This window comes from Enterocloster sp. 210928-DFI.2.20, assembly GCF_020554465.1.
Classification (GTDB): Bacteria; Bacillota; Clostridia; order Lachnospirales; family Lachnospiraceae; genus Enterocloster; species Enterocloster bolteae.
The window spans coordinates 113,599-137,374 of sequence record NZ_JAJCHK010000013.1; the positions used below are offsets into that span (position 1 = coordinate 113,599).

The 23,776-nt window shown below is 43.7% G+C and carries 19 protein-coding genes and 2 pseudogenes; all 21 read right to left on the bottom strand.

The window, feature by feature from the left end; translation table 11 throughout:
- Positions 1-10 precede the first annotated feature (10 nt).
- The 21 genes and pseudogenes from LI015_RS13690 to wecB all read right to left on the bottom strand — a co-directional run bounded on the left by LI015_RS13690 (position 11) and on the right by wecB (position 23,754).
- Positions 11-1,321 (bottom strand): tetratricopeptide repeat protein, encoded by a 1,311-nt coding sequence (locus LI015_RS13690; protein WP_002567354.1) that lies wholly within the window; start codon positions 1,319-1,321, stop codon positions 11-13.
- On the bottom strand, positions 1,318-1,464 hold the full coding sequence (locus LI015_RS13695; RefSeq protein ID WP_002567353.1) for a hypothetical protein: 147 nt from the start codon (positions 1,462-1,464) through the stop codon (positions 1,318-1,320). Before LI015_RS13695 ends, LI015_RS13690 begins: the two co-directional genes overlap by 4 nt.
- 29 nt (positions 1,465-1,493) lie before the next feature.
- Positions 1,494-2,858: a bifunctional folylpolyglutamate synthase/dihydrofolate synthase gene (locus LI015_RS13700; protein WP_227125369.1), complete on the bottom strand. Its 1,365-nt coding sequence runs from the start codon at positions 2,856-2,858 to the stop codon at positions 1,494-1,496.
- Between the two features lie 237 nt (positions 2,859-3,095).
- Positions 3,096-4,013: a DMT family transporter gene (locus LI015_RS13705; RefSeq protein ID WP_227125371.1), complete on the bottom strand. Its 918-nt coding sequence runs from the start codon at positions 4,011-4,013 to the stop codon at positions 3,096-3,098.
- A gap of 75 nt (positions 4,014-4,088) precedes the next feature.
- Complete coding sequence (locus LI015_RS13710; protein WP_227125373.1) at positions 4,089-5,300, bottom strand: BTAD domain-containing putative transcriptional regulator; 1,212 nt, start codon at positions 5,298-5,300, stop codon at positions 4,089-4,091.
- A 124-nt stretch (positions 5,301-5,424) separates the two neighbouring features.
- Positions 5,425-8,064: a valine--tRNA ligase gene (locus LI015_RS13715; protein ID WP_117625772.1), complete on the bottom strand. Its 2,640-nt coding sequence runs from the start codon at positions 8,062-8,064 to the stop codon at positions 5,425-5,427.
- A gap of 800 nt (positions 8,065-8,864) precedes the next feature.
- Positions 8,865-9,389, bottom strand: coding sequence for a VanZ family protein (locus LI015_RS28740; protein ID WP_054354449.1), 525 nt, complete (start codon positions 9,387-9,389; stop codon positions 8,865-8,867).
- A 394-nt stretch (positions 9,390-9,783) separates the two neighbouring features.
- Positions 9,784-10,197, bottom strand: a pseudogene (locus LI015_RS13725) (IS66 family transposase); the annotation flags it as partial.
- A 46-nt stretch (positions 10,198-10,243) separates the two neighbouring features.
- Positions 10,244-11,788, bottom strand: a complete 1,545-nt coding sequence (locus LI015_RS13730; protein WP_227125376.1) for a polysaccharide biosynthesis protein — start codon at positions 11,786-11,788, stop codon at positions 10,244-10,246.
- A gap of 31 nt (positions 11,789-11,819) precedes the next feature.
- On the bottom strand, positions 11,820-12,473 hold the full coding sequence (locus LI015_RS13735; protein WP_117625771.1) for an HAD family hydrolase: 654 nt from the start codon (positions 12,471-12,473) through the stop codon (positions 11,820-11,822).
- On the bottom strand, positions 12,470-12,925 hold the full coding sequence (locus LI015_RS13740) for a class II aldolase/adducin family protein (protein ID WP_227125394.1): 456 nt from the start codon (positions 12,923-12,925) through the stop codon (positions 12,470-12,472). The genes LI015_RS13735 and LI015_RS13740 overlap by 4 nt, the downstream gene beginning before the upstream one ends.
- Positions 12,926-12,990: 65 nt before the next feature.
- Complete coding sequence (locus tag LI015_RS13745) at positions 12,991-14,592, bottom strand: hypothetical protein (protein WP_117625770.1); 1,602 nt, start codon at positions 14,590-14,592, stop codon at positions 12,991-12,993.
- A 17-nt stretch (positions 14,593-14,609) separates the two neighbouring features.
- Positions 14,610-15,437, bottom strand: coding sequence for an acylneuraminate cytidylyltransferase family protein (locus LI015_RS13750; protein ID WP_002567343.1), 828 nt, complete (start codon positions 15,435-15,437; stop codon positions 14,610-14,612).
- Positions 15,438-15,451: 14 nt separating this feature from the next.
- Entirely contained in the window at positions 15,452-15,994 is a 543-nt protein-coding gene (locus tag LI015_RS28375) for a CatB-related O-acetyltransferase (protein WP_302325023.1), read from the bottom strand.
- 302 nt (positions 15,995-16,296) lie between these two features.
- A pseudogene (locus LI015_RS13760) lies at positions 16,297-16,698 on the bottom strand (glycosyltransferase family 2 protein); the annotation flags it as partial.
- Positions 16,699-16,730: 32 nt separating this feature from the next.
- The gene (locus LI015_RS13765) at positions 16,731-17,825 is read right to left on the bottom strand and encodes a glycosyltransferase family 2 protein (protein ID WP_117625767.1); all 1,095 of its coding nucleotides are present in this window, start codon (positions 17,823-17,825) and stop codon (positions 16,731-16,733) included.
- Between the two features lie 2 nt (positions 17,826-17,827).
- Positions 17,828-19,105, bottom strand: coding sequence for a hypothetical protein (locus tag LI015_RS13770; RefSeq protein ID WP_002567339.1), 1,278 nt, complete (start codon positions 19,103-19,105; stop codon positions 17,828-17,830).
- 237 nt (positions 19,106-19,342) lie between these two features.
- Positions 19,343-20,392 (bottom strand): hypothetical protein, encoded by a 1,050-nt coding sequence (locus LI015_RS13775; protein ID WP_002567338.1) that lies wholly within the window; start codon positions 20,390-20,392, stop codon positions 19,343-19,345.
- Positions 20,393-20,395: 3 nt separating this feature from the next.
- The gene (locus LI015_RS13780; protein WP_002567337.1) at positions 20,396-21,619 is read right to left on the bottom strand and encodes a hypothetical protein; all 1,224 of its coding nucleotides are present in this window, start codon (positions 21,617-21,619) and stop codon (positions 20,396-20,398) included.
- Complete coding sequence (locus tag LI015_RS13785; protein WP_227125378.1) at positions 21,619-22,629, bottom strand: glycosyltransferase; 1,011 nt, start codon at positions 22,627-22,629, stop codon at positions 21,619-21,621. Before LI015_RS13785 ends, LI015_RS13780 begins: the two co-directional genes overlap by 1 nt.
- Entirely contained in the window at positions 22,630-23,754 is a 1,125-nt protein-coding gene (gene wecB, locus LI015_RS13790; RefSeq protein WP_002567335.1) for a non-hydrolyzing UDP-N-acetylglucosamine 2-epimerase, read from the bottom strand.
- Positions 23,755-23,776: the final 22 nt, after the last annotated feature.

Consider the following 23,776-nt stretch of genomic DNA (forward strand, 5'->3'; position numbering starts at 1 on the left):
ACCGTTTAAATTAATAACCTCTGGCATTCTTTGCCCGGTCCACATATTCGGAATCCGGGAATTCATTGACCACTTTGTCAAACATGGAATTGGCATTGTCCGTGTCGCCGGCATCCTGGTACAGACGCCCCACATAGAACAAGGCTTCCGGATTATCCGGCTTTATGGTCAGACTGGCCTGGAAATAGTCCATGGCCTCTGTCTTATTGCCTGCGTTCCACAGCTGAAGTCCCCGGTCCACCAGACTCTGGTAGATATTCGCCGTCATATCCTGACGGATATTTTCCACAATAGCCTGTATGTTTTCGTCCTCAATCAAATCAAAGCCTGCTCCTGCAAATGCCTTGGCCGCTGCCACCAAATCACCGCTCCTGTAATCCTGGAGAATCCAAATCAGTCCCTGGTACTGGGCAATGACGCTGGTGTTGCCTGTGGTCAGCTCGTCCAGACGGGCCTGAATCTCCTTTGTGTGGGCATCCAGCTCATCGTAATCCGCTTTCAGAATATCGTACTGCTGATTTGCATTGTTAAGCTTCTGCATGTAGGATTTCAGGTTGTTATCGTGAATGCTGTTAAGGTCCCTTGTCCTGGCCGGCAGAATGAGAAAATAAAATGCCATAATGCCCAGAACCAGTCCTATAATGATGTGAAGCACAGTGGAAATACCTGTATTTTCCTTATAAGTATTAGGGATGATGACATCGTCATCCTCCATCTTCCGATGGGAAAATGCCTTCACCATCTTGCGCTTCTCCGCATCAGCCCTGCCTGTATTCTGTTTTACAATGGACATATAGTACAGGGCCTTCTGGTTGCTCTTGTCAATCTGGAGAATCTTGTACAGGCAGCGCCCGGCCTTATTAAAGTCCTCTCTGGCCATATATAACAGGGCCAGGAGCAGATGGGCCTTCACAAAATGAGGGTTTGACTCCACCACCCTGGCCAGCTGGAGAATGGCCAAATCATCGCTTCCGTTTTGGGCGTGCCAGAGCGCCTGGTTAAATGTTTTCACATTCTGGCTCTCTATCTCCAGCTGTCCCGGCTTCCTCTGAATCTCATCCAGATAATGGTCCGCCAGATTATCCTCCGGTTGCAGGTTCAGGCTGATGACCCACTGTACCAGGGCATCTGCCACTTCACCGTTCTCATAGTATATCAGTCCCAGCAGATTCCTGGCATCTGTCTGATACTTATTAAAATGCAGGCTCTTCTTCAGGCACTGGGCCGCGCCGGACAGATCCCGTATCCTGGCCTTTTCCAGGCCCAGGTTGTAGAAGCTGTTGGCTATCTGCTGGTTCTTTCTTGCATAGTCTGTATTCACAGGTCCCGCTCGCCTCTTTCTTTTATCAGTTCCATCATGATGTCCGTCATATCCGTCAAATCGCTCTTAACAATGGCGTCCTCCACCTCTTCCACATCCAGGCTTGGTTTAAAACGCTCAATCTCCTCTTCAAAATCAATCATGTATATCACTCCTATCTTATCAGGACTGCTCAGGACTTCTGCTCCAGTACCGCCTTAATCTCACCGATGAGATACAGGGATCCGGCGCAGAACAGCAGTCCCTCCCGGCTCTTTTCAGCCATATCCTCAACCGCGCTCTTTGTGTCCCCATATGAATAAACAGGTCTGGACGTATAGGTTCTGAATACCCTGGCCAGCTCTTCAGCCGCCAGTCCTCTGTCACTGTTCATATGAACCACGCCCACTGCTTCCCATATCATCTCTCTGCACAGCTGCTCTGCCATACGCTCATAGTCCTTATCTGAAACAGCTGCAAACAGCAGCCATGGCTTCTTTCCCTGTCTGTCCGAAATTTCCCCGGCTGTCTGTATGAACGCCTCAATACCGCCGGGATTATGGGCACCGTCCAGGTAGATTCCCGGCCTCACCTGCTCCATACGGCCGGGCCAGAATGTATTCTTCAGGCCCTTTATAATATGCTGGTCCGATATTCCCCATTCCTTTCCGTCCGGGCAGATGCAGGGACCGTGTCCCGGCATCCGGCATCCTGTCCTGGGACATTCTCCGGGGTAGCGCAGGACGTCCAGGGTGCGCACAGCCAGCATGGCGTTCTCCGCCTGGTAAAAAGCTTCAAAGGGAATCTCCAGCTCCAGGCATCTGCCGTCCTTCATCCTGGCGTTAATGGACAGGCCTTTTTCGCCTATCTCCTCCACATAAAAATCATCCCGGCCTACCGGATATCTGGCAGCACCCTTGCGGAAAGCAAATCCTTCCAGTATGGTGGAGACCTCCGGCTGCCCATCGTCAAAAACAAGAGGAACACCGGTCTTTATAATGCCGGCCTTTTCCCCTGCAATCTTGGCCAGGGTATCGCCCAGATACCTGGTATGGTCCATGCTGATGGAGGTAATCACACAGGCTGCCGGCCGTTCCAGCACATTGGTGGTATCCAGCCTGCCGCCCATGCCTGTTTCCAGAATCATCACATCCACATCATGCATTCTGAACAGGACCATGGCCATATAAAACAGGAATTCAAAAAAAGTGGGATGGCAGAGTCCCTGGTCCGCAAGCTTTCTGCTGGCCTCAAGGACAGTCTCAAAAGCCCCTTCAAAGCTTTCCTGATCCACCATTTCCCCATTAATCAGAAAACGTTCACGCACCTCCACCAGATGTGGTGAGATAAAGGTGCCGGTGCTGTAACCGGCCTCACCTAAAATAGAGGTGAGAAATGCGCACACAGAACCCTTTCCATTGGTCCCTGCCACATGAATCGCCGGTCTGTCCCGGTCAGGGTTTCCCAGATAATCCAGAAACCGCCTGACGTCCTCCAATGAATTCTTTTTCCTGGTCCACATGGGAATGCGGTCCAAATACTCCTCTGCTTGTCCCATAACTAAAATCCATTCTTTCTTAAAAGCCTGTCTGCCGGACAGGCTTTTATAATCTTAACCTAATTTTATTCAATTGGCAACCGGATATTCTCGCCGCCCTTCGTCAGGATGCGACAGGAATCCTCTTTGCCGGTTTCTGTATTATTGGCTGGTTTCTGGTTGACTGGTTTCTGATTGACTGCATTCTGTAACACCAGCTGCCTTCTGTAACACCGGTTTTCTTCTGCACCGGGCCCTCTAGTTTCCCTCCGTATTCAGAGAGGCTTGCCTGCGGCGTCCCACCGGAATCTGCGCCAGTATGATGGCGCCAAACATAAGGGCGCAGCCCAGTACTTCCTTGGAAGAAAGCCTTTGCCCTAAAATCGCCCATCCGGCCAGAACTGAAATACTGGATTCCAGGCTCAGAATCAGGGAAGCCACCGTTGGATTCATCCCCTTCTGTCCCACAATCTGCAGGGTATAAGCCACTCCGCAGGACATGATGCCCGCATAGAGAACCGGCGCCCATGCGGCTATAATCTGGCTCCATTCAGGCGTTTCATAAATCAGCATGGCTGCTCCTGAGAGGATGCCGCTGACAAAAAACTGGATACAGGACATCTTTACTCCGTCCACAACAGGGGAAAAGAAATCAATAATCATGATATGCACAGCAAAAAGAAATGCGCATACCAGCATGAGAAGATCCCCTTTGTTCACCGACAGTTCCCCGCCCTTCATGCACAGCATGTAAAGACCCGCCAGTGACAGAACTACTGCCCCGGCAACCACAGGGCTGCATTTCTTACCTAATAAAAGACCAAGTACAGGGACAATGACAATGTAACAGGCGGTTATGAACCCTGCCTTTCCCACTGTGGTGTACTGGATTCCAAACTGCTGGAAATTGCTGGCCAGGCAAAGGGCCACGCCGCAGCAGATTCCTCCTATAATCAGGGTCTTTCTGGCTCCGGGTATAACAGGAACCTGTTCCTTCCTTTTATTCTTCCTGTCAAAAAACCATATGCAGGGAAGAAGGACGACACCACCCATAAGGCATCTGACGCAGTTAAATGTAAGTGGGCCCACATAATCCATTCCAACGCTCTGCGCCACAAAGGCCACCCCCCATATGGAGGCTGTCAGCAGCAGCAAAAGCGCATTTTTTATCTTCATAGTCTGACCTCGCTGTATGTAATGAATGTGAAGCAGTTAAAAACAACTGCCTAGCTGTCATAAAGGTTCTGATAATCAGGGTTTCAGCACGTCAAGACTGTAATTCACCGCCACATCCTTGCGCACATACGATTTATTGAAAGCGGACAGAATCCGGTCCATGACCATCTCGCTGTTCTCAAAGGTGGCGGAGGACAGAAGCAGGATGAACTGGCTGACACTGTAACGCGCGTAAACGTCGCTGGAACGAAGGGATTTCTGAATAGACGCCCTCAGGCGCTCCATGGCCCTCGCCTGGATCTCCGGCTTCAGGGTGCGTCCCTTCCTGTCTCCCACAGTCAAAAGACAAAGGTACACGGAATCACCGCTGCGCTCCACGCCTCTGCGTTCCAGCTGTACCAGACGCTTGAACACCGCATATTCACACTGGTACGCGCCATGACCTTCTCCGGCGCTACCCGTGCCCAGATTCTCCTGAATCACATCCAGGTCAGTCACTACCTCCTGCTCGCTGTTGCTGATAACCTTGTATAATTCCTTAAAATGCTCTGAGGGCGTCATCAGTCGTTCCCGGTAGAACATATCCGTGGTATCCTTATACCGCTTCAGGGCAGTCTCCTGTTCCCCCTGTCCATACGCAGCATAAATCCAGTAATAGTGGAAATCCTCGGCAAACCGGTCAATGCCGATGGCCCTCTGGCAGATTTCTTCCACCTGGGCATACTCCTTATTCCGGATCAGTTCTTCCGCCATATAAACAACCAGCTTCTGGTATAATGTGTGATAATAGGCAGCCATGGGACCTACCCAGCTCTCCTCAGCTGACCTGGGCAGAAAAATACCCCTGTAGAGTTCAAATGCCTCCAGGCAGGCCTCCCACATATTCTTCCCATCCAATTCCGGGTCCAGGATTCTCCGGCACAGACTCTCAAACCGGTCCGTGTCCACCTCTGTTTCCCAGGCCGGGTTCCACATGTAGGCCCCCTTCTGGCTCAGAATCAAATCCTGAGATGGGAAACCGGCGGCCTCCAGCATCTTCCTAACCCGAAAAACCAGGGTTTTAAGGGCGCCGTAAGGATTATCCTGAACACCGTCCTGCCAGATGGCATGGAACAGCTCATTGATGCTCACATCTCCCCTGCGCTTGATTATCAGATAGCTCAGCAGGCTCCAGGCTTTCCTGGACCGGTTATCGCTGTCGCACATGGCCTTTTCATCCATTGTGATGGTGAAACCGCCGAACATCCTGACATGGATAACCGGCTTATTTCCTGATGATTGATTCATGCTATGCTCTCCCTCTCTATCCCTGTATCTGGTCTGCCGCGGTGTATACGGCCTGGCGCGGTGTAGCTGGTCTGCCGCGGTGTATACGGCCTGCCCCCACCGCCCTAATTTTTCTCCGGGTTCATCACTGAAGCTGTGCCAGACGTATCTTCACCTGCTCCATCATCTGCTCATATTTTTCAAGCTTTGCGCGCTCCTCGGCAATCTTTGCCTCGGGCGCCCTGTTTACAAACTTCTCATTGCCCAGCATACCTCTGGAACGGGCCAGCTCTCCTGCCAGACGTTTTTCTTCGCCCCTCAACCGCTCTATCTCCTTCTCGATATCCACCAAATCTGCAAATGGCATATAAATCACTGCCTTGTGAATCACTGCGGATACAGCATCGTCTGCAATTCCTTCCTTATTCTCCTGGAGAATCACCTCGCCCGCATAGCCCAAAGCGGCAAAGAAGCTTTTACTGTGCTCAAATATCTGCAGCAGCCCTGCGTCCTCCGATACCACATAAACAGTTGCCTTCTTGCTGGGAGGAACGTTCATGGATGAACGCACGCCACGGATAGCTCTTACAGCCTCCTTGATGGTCTCTGTGGACTGTTCTTCCTTTGCAAAATTCCAGTCATCCCTGTAAACCGGCCACTGGGAAACCATGATAGTCTCCTCTTCCTCCTGGAGATTGCAGAAAATTTCTTCTGATATAAACGGCATAAAGGGATGAAGCAGTTTCAGCGCCTGAATCAGCACATGCTTAAGCGTCCAGATGGCAGCCGCCTTTGTATCGTCCTCTTCATTGTACAGCCTTGGCTTCACCATTTCAATATACCAATCGCAAAATTCTTCCCAAATAAAATCATAAACCTTCTGAAGGGCGATTCCCAGCTCGTATTTATCCAGGTTCTCCGTCACTTCCCTGGTAAGGGTATTAACCTTGGACACAATCCATTTGTCAGCCATGGTAAGGCGGTCCAAAGCCACCTCGCCGGACTGGGCAGCCTTCTCAATGTTCATCATAATGAATCGGGACGCATTCCAGACCTTATTGGCAAAGTTACGGCTGTTCTCCACACGCTCCCAATAGAAGCGCATATCATTGCCGGGCGCATTGCCCGTAATCAGGGTCATGCGCAGGGCGTCTGCGCCGTACTTGTCGATGACCTCCAGGGGATCGATGCCGTTGCCCAGGGACTTGCTCATTTTCCGTCCTTCGGAGTCTCTTACCAGGCCGTGAATCAGCACGGTGTGGAACGGAAGCTTTCCGGTCTGCTCCAGGCCGGAGAACACCATACGGATAACCCAGAAGAAAATAATATCATATCCTGTTACCAGAACATCTGTGGGATAGAAATAATCCAGATCCTCTGTCTTTTCAGGCCAGCCCAGGGTGGAGAAGGGCCAGAGGGCGGATGAGAACCAGGTATCCAGGGTATCCTCATCCTGTTTTAATGAAGTGCAGCCGCACTTAGGGCAGGCGTGGGGAGCTTCCTTGGAAACCACGATTTCTCCGCATTCCTGACAGTAATAGGCAGGTATCCTGTGTCCCCACCACAGCTGTCTGGAGATACACCAGTCGCGGATACCTTCCAACCAGTGGAGATATGTCTTTCCAAAGCTCTCAGGAACAAAAGTAAGGCTGCCGTTCTTAAGGGCCTCAATGGCCGGCTTAGCCATCTCCTCCATCTTTACAAACCACTGCTGCTTCACCATTGGCTCTACCGTGGTCTTGCAGCGGTCATGGGTTCCTACGTTATGGGAGTGGGGAACCACCTTGACCAACAGGCCCTGGGCCTCCAAATCAGCCACAATGGCCTTCCTGGCCTCGTAGCGGTCCATACCAAAATACGGTCCCGGAACATTTACTGTGGCATCGTCGTTTAAGATAATGATTTCTTCCAGGTTGTGGCGCTTGCCCACCTCAAAGTCGTTGGGGTCGTGGGCCGGGGTAATTTTCACGCAGCCTGTTCCAAATTCCTTGTCCACATACGGGTCGGCGATAACAGGAATCTCCCTGTCTGTCAGAGGCAGCTTAAGCATCTTGCCCACGATGTCCTGATAGCGCTCGTCCTCCGGGTTCACCGCAACCGCGGTGTCTCCCAGCATGGTTTCCGGCCTTGTGGTGGCTATCTCCACAAAACGGCCAGGCTCTCCCACTACAGGATAATTGATGTGCCAGAAAAAGCCGTTCTGCTCCACATGCTCCACCTCTGCATCAGAGATAGAGGTCTGGCATACAGGGCACCAGTTGATGATTCTGGACCCCTTATAGATGTAGCCTTTTTCGTACAGCTTGACAAAGACCTCCAGAACTGCGTCAGAGCAGCCATGGTCCATGGTAAAACGCTCCCTGTCCCAGTCAGCAGATGAACCCAGTTTATGAAGCTGATTCACAATTCTGGTGCCGTACTCGTCTCTCCACTTCCAGCACTCCTTAAGGAAACCGTCCCGTCCCAGGTCTGCCTTGTCAACGCCTTCCTTCTTAAGCTTGTCAATAACCTTGACCTCGGTGGCAATGGCAGCATGGTCCGTACCCGGCTGCCACAGCGCCTCGTAGCCCTGCATTCTCTTATAGCGGATCAGAATATCCTGCATGGTATTGTCCAGGGCATGGCCCATGTGCAGCTGGCCTGTGATGTTTGGCGGCGGCATCACGATGGTAAATGGTTTCTTACTGCGGTTTACCTCTGCGTGGAAATACTTTCCGTCCAGCCACTTCTGGTACAGGCGGTCTTCGATGTCCGCCGGGTTGTAGGTTTTCTCCAGTTCCTTCATGGTTTGTTCTCCTTTTTTGTAGATGGTTTTTGTAATGGGTCTTAATAATGGGTTTTAATAATGAGTCTTGATAATTAATTTTTGTAATTAGTTTTGGTAATTAGTTTTAGTAATTAGTTTTGATAATTAATTTTAGTAATTATAGTAACTAATTTGTTTGGGTTAATGGTTTTGTTAATGGGTCTGTTAATGGTTTTGTTGATGGACTCATCAACGGTTTGGTTAATTACAGAAAAATGGCTTCCGGCAGACAGGCCCTGTTTGCCTGAAAATAAAAAGCCCTTCGCCAATCCCGGTTAAGGGAAGGCAAAGGGCGGAGTGTCCGCGGTACCACCTTTGTTTTGCCGGATGTCCGGCAGTCTCATTAGGCCTTTAACGCAGGCCGGTCGGAAGCAGCTACACAGAAGGAAACTTTTCATAGAGGCAATACGGGAATATCCGCCTGCCAGTCACTCAGTTTTATCCTTCACCGCTCCAGTTCAGAAGCTACCTTCTATCATACTCTGCCCGGGCCGCCTTTCAGCCAGTGGACCGCCCTCTCTGATGGTTTATATGATGTACTCCTCTTCTTCGTAACCGTTGTGTTTGATTGGATTGCTTTGTTTTAATGATTTGCTTGTTTAGTTATTTGCTTTGATTTATAATTATCAAGCATAATAATTATTGGGGGATTTGTCAAGTGTTTTTTGGTGAAGCTTGCGCTGGTACTCTGGCAGAGTTTTGGCAGGTATTTGTGTACAGCTTATCCTGTCATCCCCGCTCCCCAAGCCGGAAAACCGTATTCTTAAGCACTGCTAATGCTATCTCCGCAAATGTACATTCCAGTCCGGCTGGTTATAAAATATTAATATTGCAAACGCCAATATTGTTATTCCGAAAAACAGACTTGCCCCTTTCACTTTTCCTTTATACCGGTTACTATGCCGTCCGAACAAATACCCCAGTATCACTGCTGCACAATATCCCATCAGGCTCCCCCAGGTATTGTGGAGTACATCATCCAGCTCTCCTAGTCCCCTATCCGTCAGAACCTGAGTAACCTCTATAACAGACGAAAAAACAAATCCTATGATGGCTGCCTTCTTCCAGTCCGGCTTTCGGAGAATGATAGTAAAGAAAAATCCGAATGGCATGAATAGGGCGATATTACCAAGAATCAGATACCAATGATTGCCAGAATGTTCTCTCCAGGCCCTTTTTATGGTCCAGAAAAGCTGGAGCTGTATGTCTCCTTGTCCTGTTTCACGGTATAATGTGGCATACAGGATGACCGCTATGGAAAAAAGAAATAGGAAACGAAACAGATATTTGCGTGGATGGAACATGGCACCTCCTAGGGGAAATTTCTTTGTAAGTGATTCAAAAACTCTACCATTAGTACTTTATAATACTATTCAATATCTGAGATAATCTCCCCACCCACCCTCCATGAGTGTGAAGTTTAGAAAATGCCTCAAACAAGTTAAGTTGCAAAAAAGTTCCACCTGAAGGTATGGTAGTTATTGAATGGAGCCGGCAGAAAAATATTACAAGAGATACCTACTACTATCGTCTTTGAAAGGCTTGAACTTGTGTCAAGAATCCTCGGTCATGCTTCTACGCAGACAACTAGAATATATTATGCTAAGCCATCCCTTGAAATCATAAAACAAGCGATGGATAAAAGTAATCCAGAGCTAAATGCAGCAGAGCAGTTGTGGCCATCTCTTTTTCGAGTCAGGCCTGCCGGATGGCTTCATAATTCCCGGCGTACTTCCGGCGGATTTTATCCTCCAGTTCAAAGAGCCGGTTGACATACATGACCCCCTGGACAGATGCCTGCGTGTAGTCGAGCTGCTTTCCCTTGGGGATCGCGTCGATCAGATATCTGCGTATATGGGCCCAGCAGGCAGTCCGTTTTGCATTCGGTACTTTGTTGTAGCCACTGGACCCGTCGCACATCAGATATCCAAGGAACCCTTCCAGGAATTCCTTCGCATTGTCCCCGGCCCGCGTTGACGAATACTTGTAGATGATGATCGGCGGTTCTCCGTCTTCGCCGCTGCGAAACAGCCACATGTAGGAATTCGTCTGCGCCCGCCGTCCTGGGAACGTGGTGCGGCTGATATCTACGCCACACTGTTTCCAGTCCTGCTATTACCAAATAATCGTATTTCAAAACAAATCTTCTCCTCATTCATTATTGTATACTAACCTTAAATATTCTTTTTCCTGTTATTCTGTTGATAAGCAGAAGAATTTTTGCAAAAGTCTCAAATTTCTTAAATAGCAAATAGTATAGAGTATTGCTAACTATTATGCATGTAAGCAATCGAACAAACAATCCAATGTTTCCGCTTAACGGAATAAATCTAGTAAGTAATGTAACACCAGTAGTTACAAATATCATGATTGCAGTTCCACCTAAAAGTATCTTCGTATATTCGGAAACAGATCTGTCAAAAACATATTTAAACAAATTCCTATACAGCCACGGAATACTTATGCAACACATACTGATTATCGTCGAGATTAGAATTCCATATAAGCCCATAGGCTTTACTAATATAAGATTTACTACCAAATTTGCCCCTGCTTCAATCAAAGGTCTAAATCGATCCTGATGCCAAATTCCTGCCGCGTCTTTGTATAAGCTAAACAAGCTCATAATTTCACATAAATAGAAATAAATGCAAAACAGAATCACCATCAAATAGCTCAGCATCAAATCTTTCCCTACCCAAATTTCCATAAATGGTTGAAAAAGGCATGCAAAGCAGGTTGTACAAAACCCAATTAGCCACATAAACAACATTGATATCATCTTGAAATCACAGTAATTCTTTTCTTTACTTTCAAGCACCATGCTGTTTCCTATACTAGCCAAGCACGCTTTATATATCACTTGATTGATCCCCATTACTGCTGAAAGAATATAATAGTAGTTTTGATATATGGCTAACGCAGTCAAACCCAAAAACGCGGATATAACAATTGTATCTGCCGAGTTAACAACAACTCCTCCAATCTTCGCGGTAAAAAGATCTTTTACTTTCTGATTAATATTTTTAACTACCTCTGTATCTAATTTCCCTTTAGGTTGTAAATCCGGATACAAACGATTTGCCATAAATGCAGTTAAAACATTATTAAGCAATACTGCGGAAAGAGCAAGAAGCAAAAATAGATAATAGTTTTTCCACACTACCAAAACCACAATCTGTGTAGCATATTGAATTGTGCTGACCACAAGAAGTGATCTACTAATAATATCATTTCGTTGGAATGCTGTTAATAGACAACTTTTATACGCAAATAGCCAATATGAGAAAACCGTAGCCAATAAATTCAAGATATATAAGGTATATACATTCAGTCCACCTGGAACTTCACCGCTAATTAAATGTGGGATAAATGGCAAAACGATAATACCCGCACCTAAAATAATGATCCCAATAATACGATAATATATTTTATACAACTTCATTAAAGCACATATTGTAATATGATCATTTTGGGCAATGGGTTCGTACATACTAAATACCATAGCAGAGCCAACCCCTAACTCTGCCAAGTTCAACACTTGAAGTACCGATGCAAATAAGCTATTTAGCCCGACATATTCTATGCCCAAGGAATATATCATTATTGTTCTGATAATAAAAGGAGTTATTATCTGATATACTTTTAATATTCCTCCGAAAATCATATTTCTGGAAACATTTTTCACTCTGCCTTTTTGCATTTTATTCTCCCATATTTTTCAGAATTGCTCATTACGTATTCGCTGTAAAGGACGCTATTTCATCAATAGTTGCCCACATTTCTTCTACCGTCTCAGAATAATAGTCTGCTACTTTTGGAACTCCGGCATCTCCATACCACAAAGTTAATATTGATTTTACTCCGGCATTTTTTGCACTTTTTATATCATTATAGCCGTCACCTATCATGACGGTATTCTCCGGGTCTGCCCCCAAAGCTTCCATTGCTTTCAGAATTGGCATCGCCGAGGGTTTGGGTTCTGGAACATCATCACCGCAAATCAATACATCAAACAGATCATCACATTGAAAGTATTTTAATATTTCCACCGTGCGGTAATGATCCTTTCCCGTACATAATGCAGTTTTGTAGCCATATTTCTTAAGTTTACGAACCAGCTTCATGGCTTCCCAGTTGACCAAAATCTTATCAACAGATTCGCTACTGATTCTCCGAAACGATGCTGCCATCGCAGCTGGAAGCCCCATTTTTTTTAGCATCCCATTAACAGAATCACCAGTATGCTTGATATACTCTTCATAAGACGGACAATGGTCATCTCCGACTACTTCTTTATAGCTGCCAAAAAAAGCAGCTTTCTGGACTTCGCTAGAATCAATCAGGCAACCGTCCAAATCAAAAATCAGATATAAACTTTTATTCACAATTTCCCCTCCATCCCATAATCATTTTTTTGTTCATAGTAAGCATTGGATCCATGCTTACGCATAAAATGCTTGTCCAGAATATGGTGAGGAGCTGGCTTCGCATTTGGCGAAATCATGCGGATACAAATTGCCATCTTTGCAACTTTCTCAAAAACAACAGCATGGTATACAACCTGTGCTGCATCCTTTCCCCACGCAAACGGACCATGGCTACGGCAGAGTACTCTGGAAACAAACAGCGAATTCAGGCTGCGATTCTGGAATGTTCGGTAAGTAAGATTTCGTGTACAGGGAATTGCACCAATTTCTCCAAATGCTTTAAAAAACTCAATATGCGTTTTGGTGTCGGAAGACAGATTTAAGCTACCATCCACAATATGACCATCCACATCAACAACGACCATGTCCTTTGCAGACAAATCCTCATACGCCACACCAGATGGTTTAATCGCGGCAAGACCTCTTTAAACTTTTTCCTTTAATTCTTCCAACATCACTATGCCACCTCCTATGTTTATTCTAAAGCCTTACTATATTCGCTTTGAGTAATAAAATGAATCTCAAACTCCGGATTTGTCTGCACAATATCCGCAATCATTTCTGTATTTTCTCTTGTCAGTTCTTGTCTGTCCTTATCCTCAACGCCTGTTTCCAAATCGTTTTTATAGAACGTGTCACCTGCTGAACGGTACCCATCCAGTCCAGCTACATATACCCCTTCCACGCCGCAACGTATCAGAAGTCTAAGCAGCAGGATGGCGGAGCTATCCAGATTTACCCATCCGAATTTAATCAGAGAGCTATAGTTTACAACCGTGGTATCTTCTTCAATTGCGCCCTGAATATTCGATGTAACAATAACCTTCGTCTCAGGGGCACACTCCTGAAATTTTCTAAGATTATATCGGTTTGTGCTGCTATAGAATATGTAATCCAACTGATATCCGCTGATCACATTATTGACTGCGATGACCATCGTCTTCTTCTCATCGATAAATTTTTGAATGTGCTCCTTTTCTGCTGCCACCGATTTACCTGGTGCAAGCAGCAGAATATTGCGGTTCTTGAATGTATTGCTCAGCTTTTCTAATGCCAGGGCATCAGCCACGGGATTGTCAAAATACTCTACATAGAGCTTTTCCAGCAGAGCGTAATCATACTTTTTCTTCTGAACATCGTCCAACAGTTCAATAATGCCACGCAAATCCTTTGACTTAATATTGTGACGCTTTAAAAGCTGCTTCACATTGAAGGTATGGGCATTATAAATTCCGGCAATAAAGTAAGGAATGCTGTATCCCCAGGAGGTCACCTCCTGTGCTGATGCAATAACAGTATCAATTAAATCCAACAATTCGTCAATATTGTACTTTTCCTCATGCTTCTTATTGATAAACTGTGCAATCAATTCCGTATGGGCATTTCCCGCACTGCGACCACAGCCAAACAAAGAAGCATCCACCACAACATCCCGGTGGGCGCTCATCTTGTTTATATAACTCTGGGCATTTGCATCTGCCAGCATCAGGTTATTATGGGCATGGAAGCCCAGCAAAATATCCTTGGAGAGGTATTGGTCCGCAAGACCGGTATAGTGAAGCATATCTTCTTCATACATTGCGCCAAAGGTATCCACAACAGAATACGCCAAAGGTTTGAACTCATTAACTTTTTCTATAAAGTCAATAATCTCCTCATCGAAAAAACCCATTGTATCTACATGCTGAACGCATACTTGATACCCCTTGGCACGAATCTGTGCTGCGTAATCCAATACCAACCCAATCTCATTCTTCTTAAAACACACCCGGATTGCATCTATGGATCTTCCATCATACTCAGAAAGATACTTCAGGTCATACCGGCCATAGTCTACCAAAGCTACATATGTTTTTCCTTTCTTCTTATTCTTCAGGAAAGGAATGATATCTTCTACTCTCTGGAAAGATGTACTTCCTTTGATATAGTCTGCATTCTTCAAAAAGCCACATTCTATAATATCCACATTTGCCATCTCAAGACCATGAATCATCTTGTGGATGTTCATCTCTCCCCACATCAAATTATCAATAGGGGCTTCCCTCAAGGTACAATCCAATAACTGCAATCTGCCCATAAATCGTACTCCTTTCTTTATTTGATTAAGCCAAGTACATTCGCTCTCTTGCCGTCCGGCATTTCCATAAGAGCCTTAGCCAGTTTCTCATCGCTTAACTGTGAAATCATCTTTCCGAGAACATAGTGGTATACTGCCTCACCATCCTTCGAATTGATACCCTTTGCCATCATCGCATCATCATCCATGTGATACTGCATTCTGGCAAGCAGATAATCAAAGATGGTATCAATATCGGTAGATGTCTTCAAATCTACCTCCATGCCATAGGGATTATGACCGAAATAGTAATACCACTCTCTCATACTTGCTTTAGGTGCAAGTTGAATACCGTCGGTGAAGAAATACAGCTTGTCCAGATCCTGCGAATTTCTATGTTCTGGCCCCCACTTAAAGGTGTATGGCTTCATGTCCTTATCCAGAAGGTAATGGTGATACTCCATCACAGTGATCAGGGAATCATAGCCCTCTTTGAGCTTCTCAAAATAGGTCTTGCAGCCCTTTCTGTAGACATCTGCGCCTACCATTGGAGAAGTGCAGCAAGCCCACATAACATGATCCTCTCTGGCTTCACCAGTGATGTAGTACAGGAAATCCTGGAAAGGAAGTGTCTCTGCAGAATATTCATAAGGACGCTTAATTGCTCTGGCACCTTCCTTATCTGCCATTGTAAGGATGTCATCATCCTCAGAGGATACGATTACCTCAGTGATCGCATCCACCTGCTTCAGCTGACGGATTTTGTGGACAAGGAGGTTGGATTCACCAAACTCCAGCGTATTTTTGCTTGGCAGACGATTGCTCATGCCTTTTGCCGGGATAATTGCAGTAACTTTCTCGCTCATAAACTTCTCTCCTATTATTCTTTATTTTTGAAGAAATCACGCTTTTGGCGCAACTCATCATCGCTCATATTCCACCATTGCATCTGCTCCAACGATGCAATTTTCTCATCATCAAAACGGTATTTGATGATTTTTGCAGGAACACCGACTACAACTGCATAAGGTGGCACATCCTTGGTAACCACAGCACCGGCTCCAACTACCGCACCGTTTCCAATGGTTACTCCACCCAGAACCGTGCTATTACTACCGACCCAAACATCATGTCCAATGTTGACTGGGTTGGGAATATCGTTGTAAAAATCCCCAGCATCCGGCACCTTTAAATACAGTCTGGATGAAGTGGACATATGATAGATCGGATGCTCAAACATACCAATGTGGCAGTTTGTGCCAATGGAACAGAAATTTCCTATATTGGCACTTAGAATTTCGTTTTCCTTCTGCACATAGGAATGGTATCCCATTGACACATAGTCACCTATAAAAACATCCGGTGCAATTTCAGATGTTGGGGTGAGTTTTGCCTTAAATGACACATTTGTAAAATATATCACCCGCCCCCCGAAATGTTTTTTTTAGTTTTTTCAGGCGTAGTGTCCTGATCAGTCTCGACGGAATCAGACTCGTTACGATTTCCAACATTTTACTACCTTCCTTTTATTGTTTTGTATTATGCTTCATCTCGCATTACTTCTAATGCGTTTTTTCAAAACCTATAGCTTTCGTATTCTTATATACAAAACAGGGCATCTGGCAATCAGCCAAAGCTCCAGTTTGAATTTTGGGGAAAACTCTGGAACCCTTTTTATCCTGCGAATATTCCCTTTATGATCCCAGAGCGCATACATATTTCTGTTCATTTACAGCGGCGGGTTGAAGTCCACTTGTAGTTTTTCTGGAAGCAGAGGAAGGCATCCAGTATATCATGATGATCTGTCAGCTCTACGCCCTGAAAAACATCCACATTACCACTCCCCTCTGCATTGTCAACTTTTCTTCTGCACTGGACAACATCCGCCGTATGTTCAACAGCTGTAGTCAGCATGAATGTAATCGTGTTTTTTAGTGCAGCATTACGGGCAGCGGATACGCCTTTGGAGGACTGCAAACAGTTGATCCGATGATCATTTTCCTTCCACGCAAGGCATTTCGCCCAAGAAGCATCCTCTGAGCCGTTTTCAACCAGCAAAAGTTCTAAGTTCTTATAGGTATTCCCAAGGATACTCTGTACACATCGATCTATTATATTTTCATTGTTATGAACCGGTAAATAGCACTTACTAACTCCATTTACTTTATTACCTCCCTGCCGTTATATAATGCAACCAGGAATTTCAGGTTTAGATTGGCAATCCGATACTTGATACCTTTGACTTCTCTTTTCGCCTGACTTCTATACACTTCCCTATACTGTTTCTGAAGTATTTTGTATTCCTCTTCTTTTAAGATTTTCTGATATTGGTTGGCAACATATATAATACGGTCAAGCGGCTGTTCCATCTTCTTATATATTTGTTCCATGCCACCGACCTGGGATAATGCATAGACAAGTATGTCGTTATATTTTTTCTTCTCTTCCTTAGCAAATTCGGACACAGAATAAAACTCATGGAGCAAGGCACATAGCCATCTGAATGCCCATTCTTCCTCACAGCGAAAATCCCGTCTGCATATATCCAGTGCTTCACTGATCGCCTGTATATTATCAACTCTATATTTAGGTTTAATATCATGCGAATCAGAATCGTTGCGCACTAAATAATCGTACAAATTTCGGTTACAGAAGGCGATTATCTTTGCTTTTTTTAATGCAGCAAGCTGAACAATATACTCTTCTGCCTTCCGTCCCACAGGGAAACGAATATCCTGCAATATATCTGCACGATACAGCTTGCCCATGACAGCAACCGCTTGCTCCATAAAATACGTTACGGCATCCTCTGCACTCAAACAATACACGTCACCTTTGTCTTTTAAGAAAAATGGTTTTGGAATAACCGTATTTCCTTTATGATTCTGTGGATAAATCACAGATATATCCGCATTATTAACCAACGAAATCTCTACTAGAACAGAAATACATTCCGGCTCTATCCAGTCATCACTATCTACGAAAAAAATCCATTCTCCTTTTGCCGTATCAAGCCCAATATTCCTTGCCGAAGACTGCCCACCATTCTCTTTATGGAGTACCTGAATGCGACAGTCTCGCGTAGCCCACGCATCACAAATTTCAGGGCAGCGATCAGAACTACCATCGTCAATCAGAATCAATTCAATATTCTGATATGTTTGTTCTACAATACTGTTGATACATTGATCCAGATAAGCCTCTACTCCATATACCGGAACAATGATACTGACCAATGGATTTCCCTTTATCATCCTTACGATTCTCCCCACACTTTAAAAAACTTCTGATACTGATTTACGCCCTCATCTGCTCCAAATATCTCCTGCTTAGTAGCTTTCTGCCATTCAAGACACGCCGCATAATTTTCTCTCGCATTAATTACCACTGCTTCCAGTTCATCGGCATTAGAGAAGGTCGTATCCGTCAAACTCGTGAACATATTGGGCTCCTGCGTTGCATACCGAAAGGAGATTCTTTTCTTGAACAGCATATCCGTATACATTGTCGAGATATAAGTAATATAAAAATCTGGAATCATTTCAAACTCCTTCAAATCATCGCAAATAACATCCGTATCAGATAAATATTTAGCATACTCTTCCCGTTTATTGCTGGGATGAAAACGGATGTAACATTTTAACTCCAGATGTTCAGCCACTTGGTGTGCTGACTTGAGCATAGCTAGGTTATTCTTGAAATTATCCAGCCCGTCAAACACAATTCCGATCTTACTGAGAACATTCGTCTTTTCATATTCAAATTGGAATCCAGCATACTTCATAGGACCAACTACAACAATCTGCTTTTCCGAAATACCACATTGAATAGCATTTATCTTACTCAGCATACTGTTTGCCAAGTAATAATTACTACAAAAACCGGCAAAAATCTCATTTCCATTACCATGTTGTAATGTTGCAGTAGGATAATTTTGTGTTATTGCAAGCTGAGTGAGGGCGTTATCAATACTCCACTGATCGCAAAAAGTCACGACTTTCTCACACCTAAACTTCTTTATAGCATTGATAAAGAAGTTTGCTTGATTGACAGATCTAAATACAGATACAGCCATGTCCAAGCTAATCCATCTATCACGGACAATCGCATTCAGCCTGTTGGCCCAGATAAAGATAAAAGGCAATTTAATGATATTTCTAATGGATAACTTTGTGCTTTTTCGATCAATCAAAAACAGAGTAGAATTCCTTGCTTGGGTTGCAGTATTTTCAACACACTGCAAATAATCTGGCCGCATATACTGATTTCCAGTAAATATGAAAGCTATTTTTCCAGTTCCAATTACAGAACTTCGGACTTGAAAATCAAAAACAGATGCTGCCAGGCGCTTGAGAATACTTCTCTTATCTATAGAAATCCGTCTCATAGCCAAGCAAAAGATATAGTCCGTCAACAATAAATCTGACTTCATCTTGCTATGCAACTTTACCTTTTTAAAGGAATTGCACATATCTTTGAATTCTTCATAATCGAATCCATTTTGAAAAGAAAAACATTTTTTCATTTCCGCCATCTTACCTCTCCTTCAAAATCTTTTTGCCAGTACGGATTATAAATCCTTTCGACATGAACGCCATCAAAAAATTATGTATATTTATAGCATCAACATAACGAGAGCGCATATAGCTGTCATCTTTTCTCATGATGTCAAATTCGTTATTCAAACATATAGATAAAAACTCTCTACATTGTAAACGGAAACAACTATACCTAACATCTTCCTACAATAATACTAACTTTCATAAATTATCTACTCCATTCTATCTATTTGCACCAGAACGTATTTCAAAAAACCGCCACTGCAAACCTTTTCTTTCATATTCAACACATTATTACGATAGCTCTGGTACAAGTGTTCATGGCTTTTTAGTGCTTCTTCCAATTCATCTAAAGATGATATACCAAACCCAAGAGCATTTTCTTCGATGAGTGAGCATAATGCTGCTTCCTTCCAAATTACAACAGGAATTCCCGCAGCAATATAAAGTGACACTTTATGTGGGTTATTGATTCGCAAATATTTACCATAGCTGCCTGAGCATGTCTCAGTTGAACTTCCATCCCACACAAGACCATATGCACCATATAAATTAGCAATCAATTCATCCGGCTTAAAACTGCCGTGATAAGTCGCATTGTCCATTTGCATTTTATCAACAGCATAATTCGAGCCGTAGAGAGAAAGCGCAAATTTATGTTTATCCTTCTTTATCTGATATAAGTATCCGGCTTTGCTCTCCAACAGATTCCCAGCAACAATTACAGTTGATTTATCTTCAGAAATGGTGGCCGGAGTACCATCATAAAGATAGTCGAATAAATCCAGCGAAATATATTCCACTGAAAGTTTCTCCTTTTGTAACGTCCTAATCATGAACGGATTATGGCAAATCAGGTAGTCAGAACTGCCAAGCAATGACAGTTCCAGTACTTTCATACCATCTACGCCCTTATCCCCCAATGGGATGTCTCTCAAGTAATCAATGTCGTGAATCAAGGTAGCAATTCTAATCTTTGATTTGCACCGCTTCAGAATGCGGAATATGTTTTTCATCAAAAGCCGGTTGAGCGGATATTGCATTAAGACAATGTCTCCATCCACCAGCTTATTCCGAAGGCTATATGTTGCAATAACACCGGAAATGATATCCTGTACTCTTGTTCTTACTTGATTGCTTTCATAAAGAGGGATTAGTTTATAACCACACTCCTGAGAAACACGAAGAACGTCATTCCCTGCCTTTGATCCTGCATTATTTTGACCGTTTGCACCCACTACTGATAGTATATATTTTCCCATGTCTCAAGCCTCGATTCCTTCTCTGTTGTTAGCCAGCATCGGCAAAAACATCAGCATATAAATAGCAAAGATTCTCAAATTAAAGTAGGTTCCGGCGGTCAGACCAAACACAATCATAATAACAACCAACATCCTCGGCAGCCTATGATCAGTTGTTCCATCCATAAACTCATAATGGAGGAGAGAGCGTAACATCGCCACATAAAGACCAATTCCAATCAGTCCATAGTAAACAATGAAATAACCCAAGTCAAAATCCACAAGAAAGCTGGAAGACAAAGAGTAATCAAACGGACCATAGCCAATCAGATAATTCCACGGCTGCATTTGTTTTATCAAATTGGTAAATATACTGATCTTGCCGCCAAAGGAATTACTCATGCCCTCATTTACTTTAAACAGTCTCAGATCATCCAAAATACCAGAACCTATATTTCCAGTTAGATTCATGAATAAGACGAAGATCAGAAAGAAGAACAGCATTGTTCCCAGAAAACGCATTGCATATCCTTGATTTGCTCTTCCTTCTGTAAACAAATGATAAATAAGAATCACCACACCTAAAACAAAACCTGTGCGTGATCCTGCCAACACAAACCCAATAATGCAAAGTAGATAAACTACAATATTTCTCATAAAGCCACAGCCATATTTTCGGGATACAACCAAGTGACTGCCCAGACACGCAACAAGGAAACACGCAAATACATTTGGATTCACAAAAATTGAACCACAACGAAAACTGGATAATACAGTAAATTGTGTGTTGTAAAATTGAATACTATCGCCATAGAAGTTCTTCAGTATTGTATTCATATCAATAACTTTGGTAAACTGCAGTATGGCAACAACTACAGACAATGTTAAGAGCATATTCCAGATAGATATATATTTTCTAATATCTACCTTGGAACGCATTATTATCTGAGCAATCAAAATATATATAATGCCTCTCTCAATCTCTTTTACTGCATAACGACTGCTCCCCAATGCAGAGAATCCGCCAAATATGGAAAGTACCATGTATACAATACCCATTCCAGCAATTACAACGAACAACTTTGTAATTTGATTCATGTATAGGGCTACTTTTCCCTCATGTGCCATCATGTACAGCAGAACAATTGCAAGCACCATAGTAATGGGCATGAGAAATCTGTTAACCAGGAAAAGCACCACAACAATTGATAGAAATGTATATATAAAATTATTATTGTTTCTTACCATTATCGTGCCCCTCCATCATCCTGTCTCTTCACTATACATACTTCCATCAACTGCGCCAGTGCCGCAGCATTGTCCTTAACAAAATATCTTGCATTTGCATATTCCTTTGCCACATCCCTTGCATACAAGCAATCGGACAATAATACCGGTGCACCGACTGACATAGCTTCACATATCGGCAAACCAACCGTTTCAAGGTAAGACGGGAATAGCAATATCGACTGCGCATACCAGTCGCTCATCTGCTCCCGATTTTGCTGTCCTACCCACAAGAAATCCATACCACAATCCACTGCTTCTTCCTGTATCCTGCTGATTCTGGAATTTTCGTTTCCTTTTAGCGTAAACACACATCGAAATTGTGTGATACCTTTTTGATATAGCAGCTTTGAAGCCTCCAATATCACATCATGATTCTTAAACCTTGCATCACTTGCAGGATAAAAGAACGTACATTTATCCGTCGGTGACCAAATTACATCCTCAAATAAATTTATCTCCGGAAATACGACCTGAACCTTTGTTTCAGATATTCCTGTCTGACGAACAACTTCATTTTTCATCCAGTTAGTCTGAACAATCACAATATTTGCTCTCTTGATAGATTGTTTGATCATCGATCCAATCAGATTTTGATAAATCCACAGTTTTTTATCCTCATCAATGCTAAATCTATGTTCAGAAAACGGCAAAGCGTTATGGATATAAACAGTCTGTGGCAATTTACAAAATGGAATATCCGTATTCTGTAAGGATAGAATCTGCTCAATCTTATAGTCGCAAAGGTATTTTTTAACACCTATATAATCAAACCACAACCTATGCAACCATGTTTTTTTTACTTCCGGAACATTGATCACCGTAATATTATCGGTATTCTCCAGTGTATGTTTGCCTAACAGATACACATACTGGTTCTCTTTGTCCTCTTTATGAATGCCGTAAAACCAGTTCAGTACGGTCACTGCACCGCCATTTTCGGCGGCAACATCATACACTAGAATCCTCATTTATTTTCTCCAAATCATTTTATTGACAATGCCCGAATAGCTCTGAATGATCTTAATGACCTTTGTAGACACAGCTCTGTCCTGATAACACGGAACTTCCGCTGCTAGATCGCCATTGGCATACATTGCCGTTACAAGTTCAACTGCCTGCAATACCTGTTCTGTGCTAATCGAACCAATTGTAAACACGCCCTGATCCATAGCTTCCGGTCTTTCCGTAGAGGTACGCACCGATACTGCCGGGAATTTGAAATATGCACCCTCCTCCGGCACCGTTCCGCTATCTGACACAACACAAAAAGCATTTTGCTGCAGCTTGTTGTAATCAAAAAATCCGAGTGGTTGATGCTGAATGACCCTTTTATCAAAAATAAACCCACGCTGCTCAATATATTTCTTACTTCTCGGATGGCAAGAGTAAAGAATAGGCATATCGTATTTCTCTGCCATCGCATTAACTGCATTCATAAGAGAAAAAAAATTCTCTTCGATATTTATATTTTCTTCCCTATGTGCAGACAAAAGAATATATTTTTTCGCCTCTAATCCCAAGCGCTTCAGCACATCACTGCTGTCGATTTTTTCCTTATGATCTGTCAAAACTTCCGCCATAGGCGAACCAACCACAAATGTGTACTCTGGTTTTGCACCACTATCAAGTATGTACCGCCGTGCGTGTTCTGAATAACAGAGATTAATATCGCTCGTCACATCAACGATGCGACGTATAACTTCTTCCGGCAGATTCTCATCTTTACAACGGTTTCCGGCTTCCATGTGAAATACTGGTATCTTCAATCTCTTGGCAGAAATAACACAGAGGCAGGAATTGGTATCTCCCAAGACAATAATTGCATCGGGTTTTACTGCACTCATCAGCTCATAGGATTTGGAGATAACATTTCCCATTGTCTGACCAAGGTTTTCTCCTACAACACCCAGATAATGATCTGGCTCTCTCAAGCCAAGATCATCAAAGAAAATCTTATTCAGCTCGTAATCATAATTCTGACCTGTATGTACAAGAATGTGGTCAAAATACTGGTGGGCTTTTTTTATTATTGCGGACATCTTAATGACTTCCGGACGAGTGCCTACAATCGTCATCAATTTAAGTTTGCTCATATCGTTTCCTCTCTCATCATAT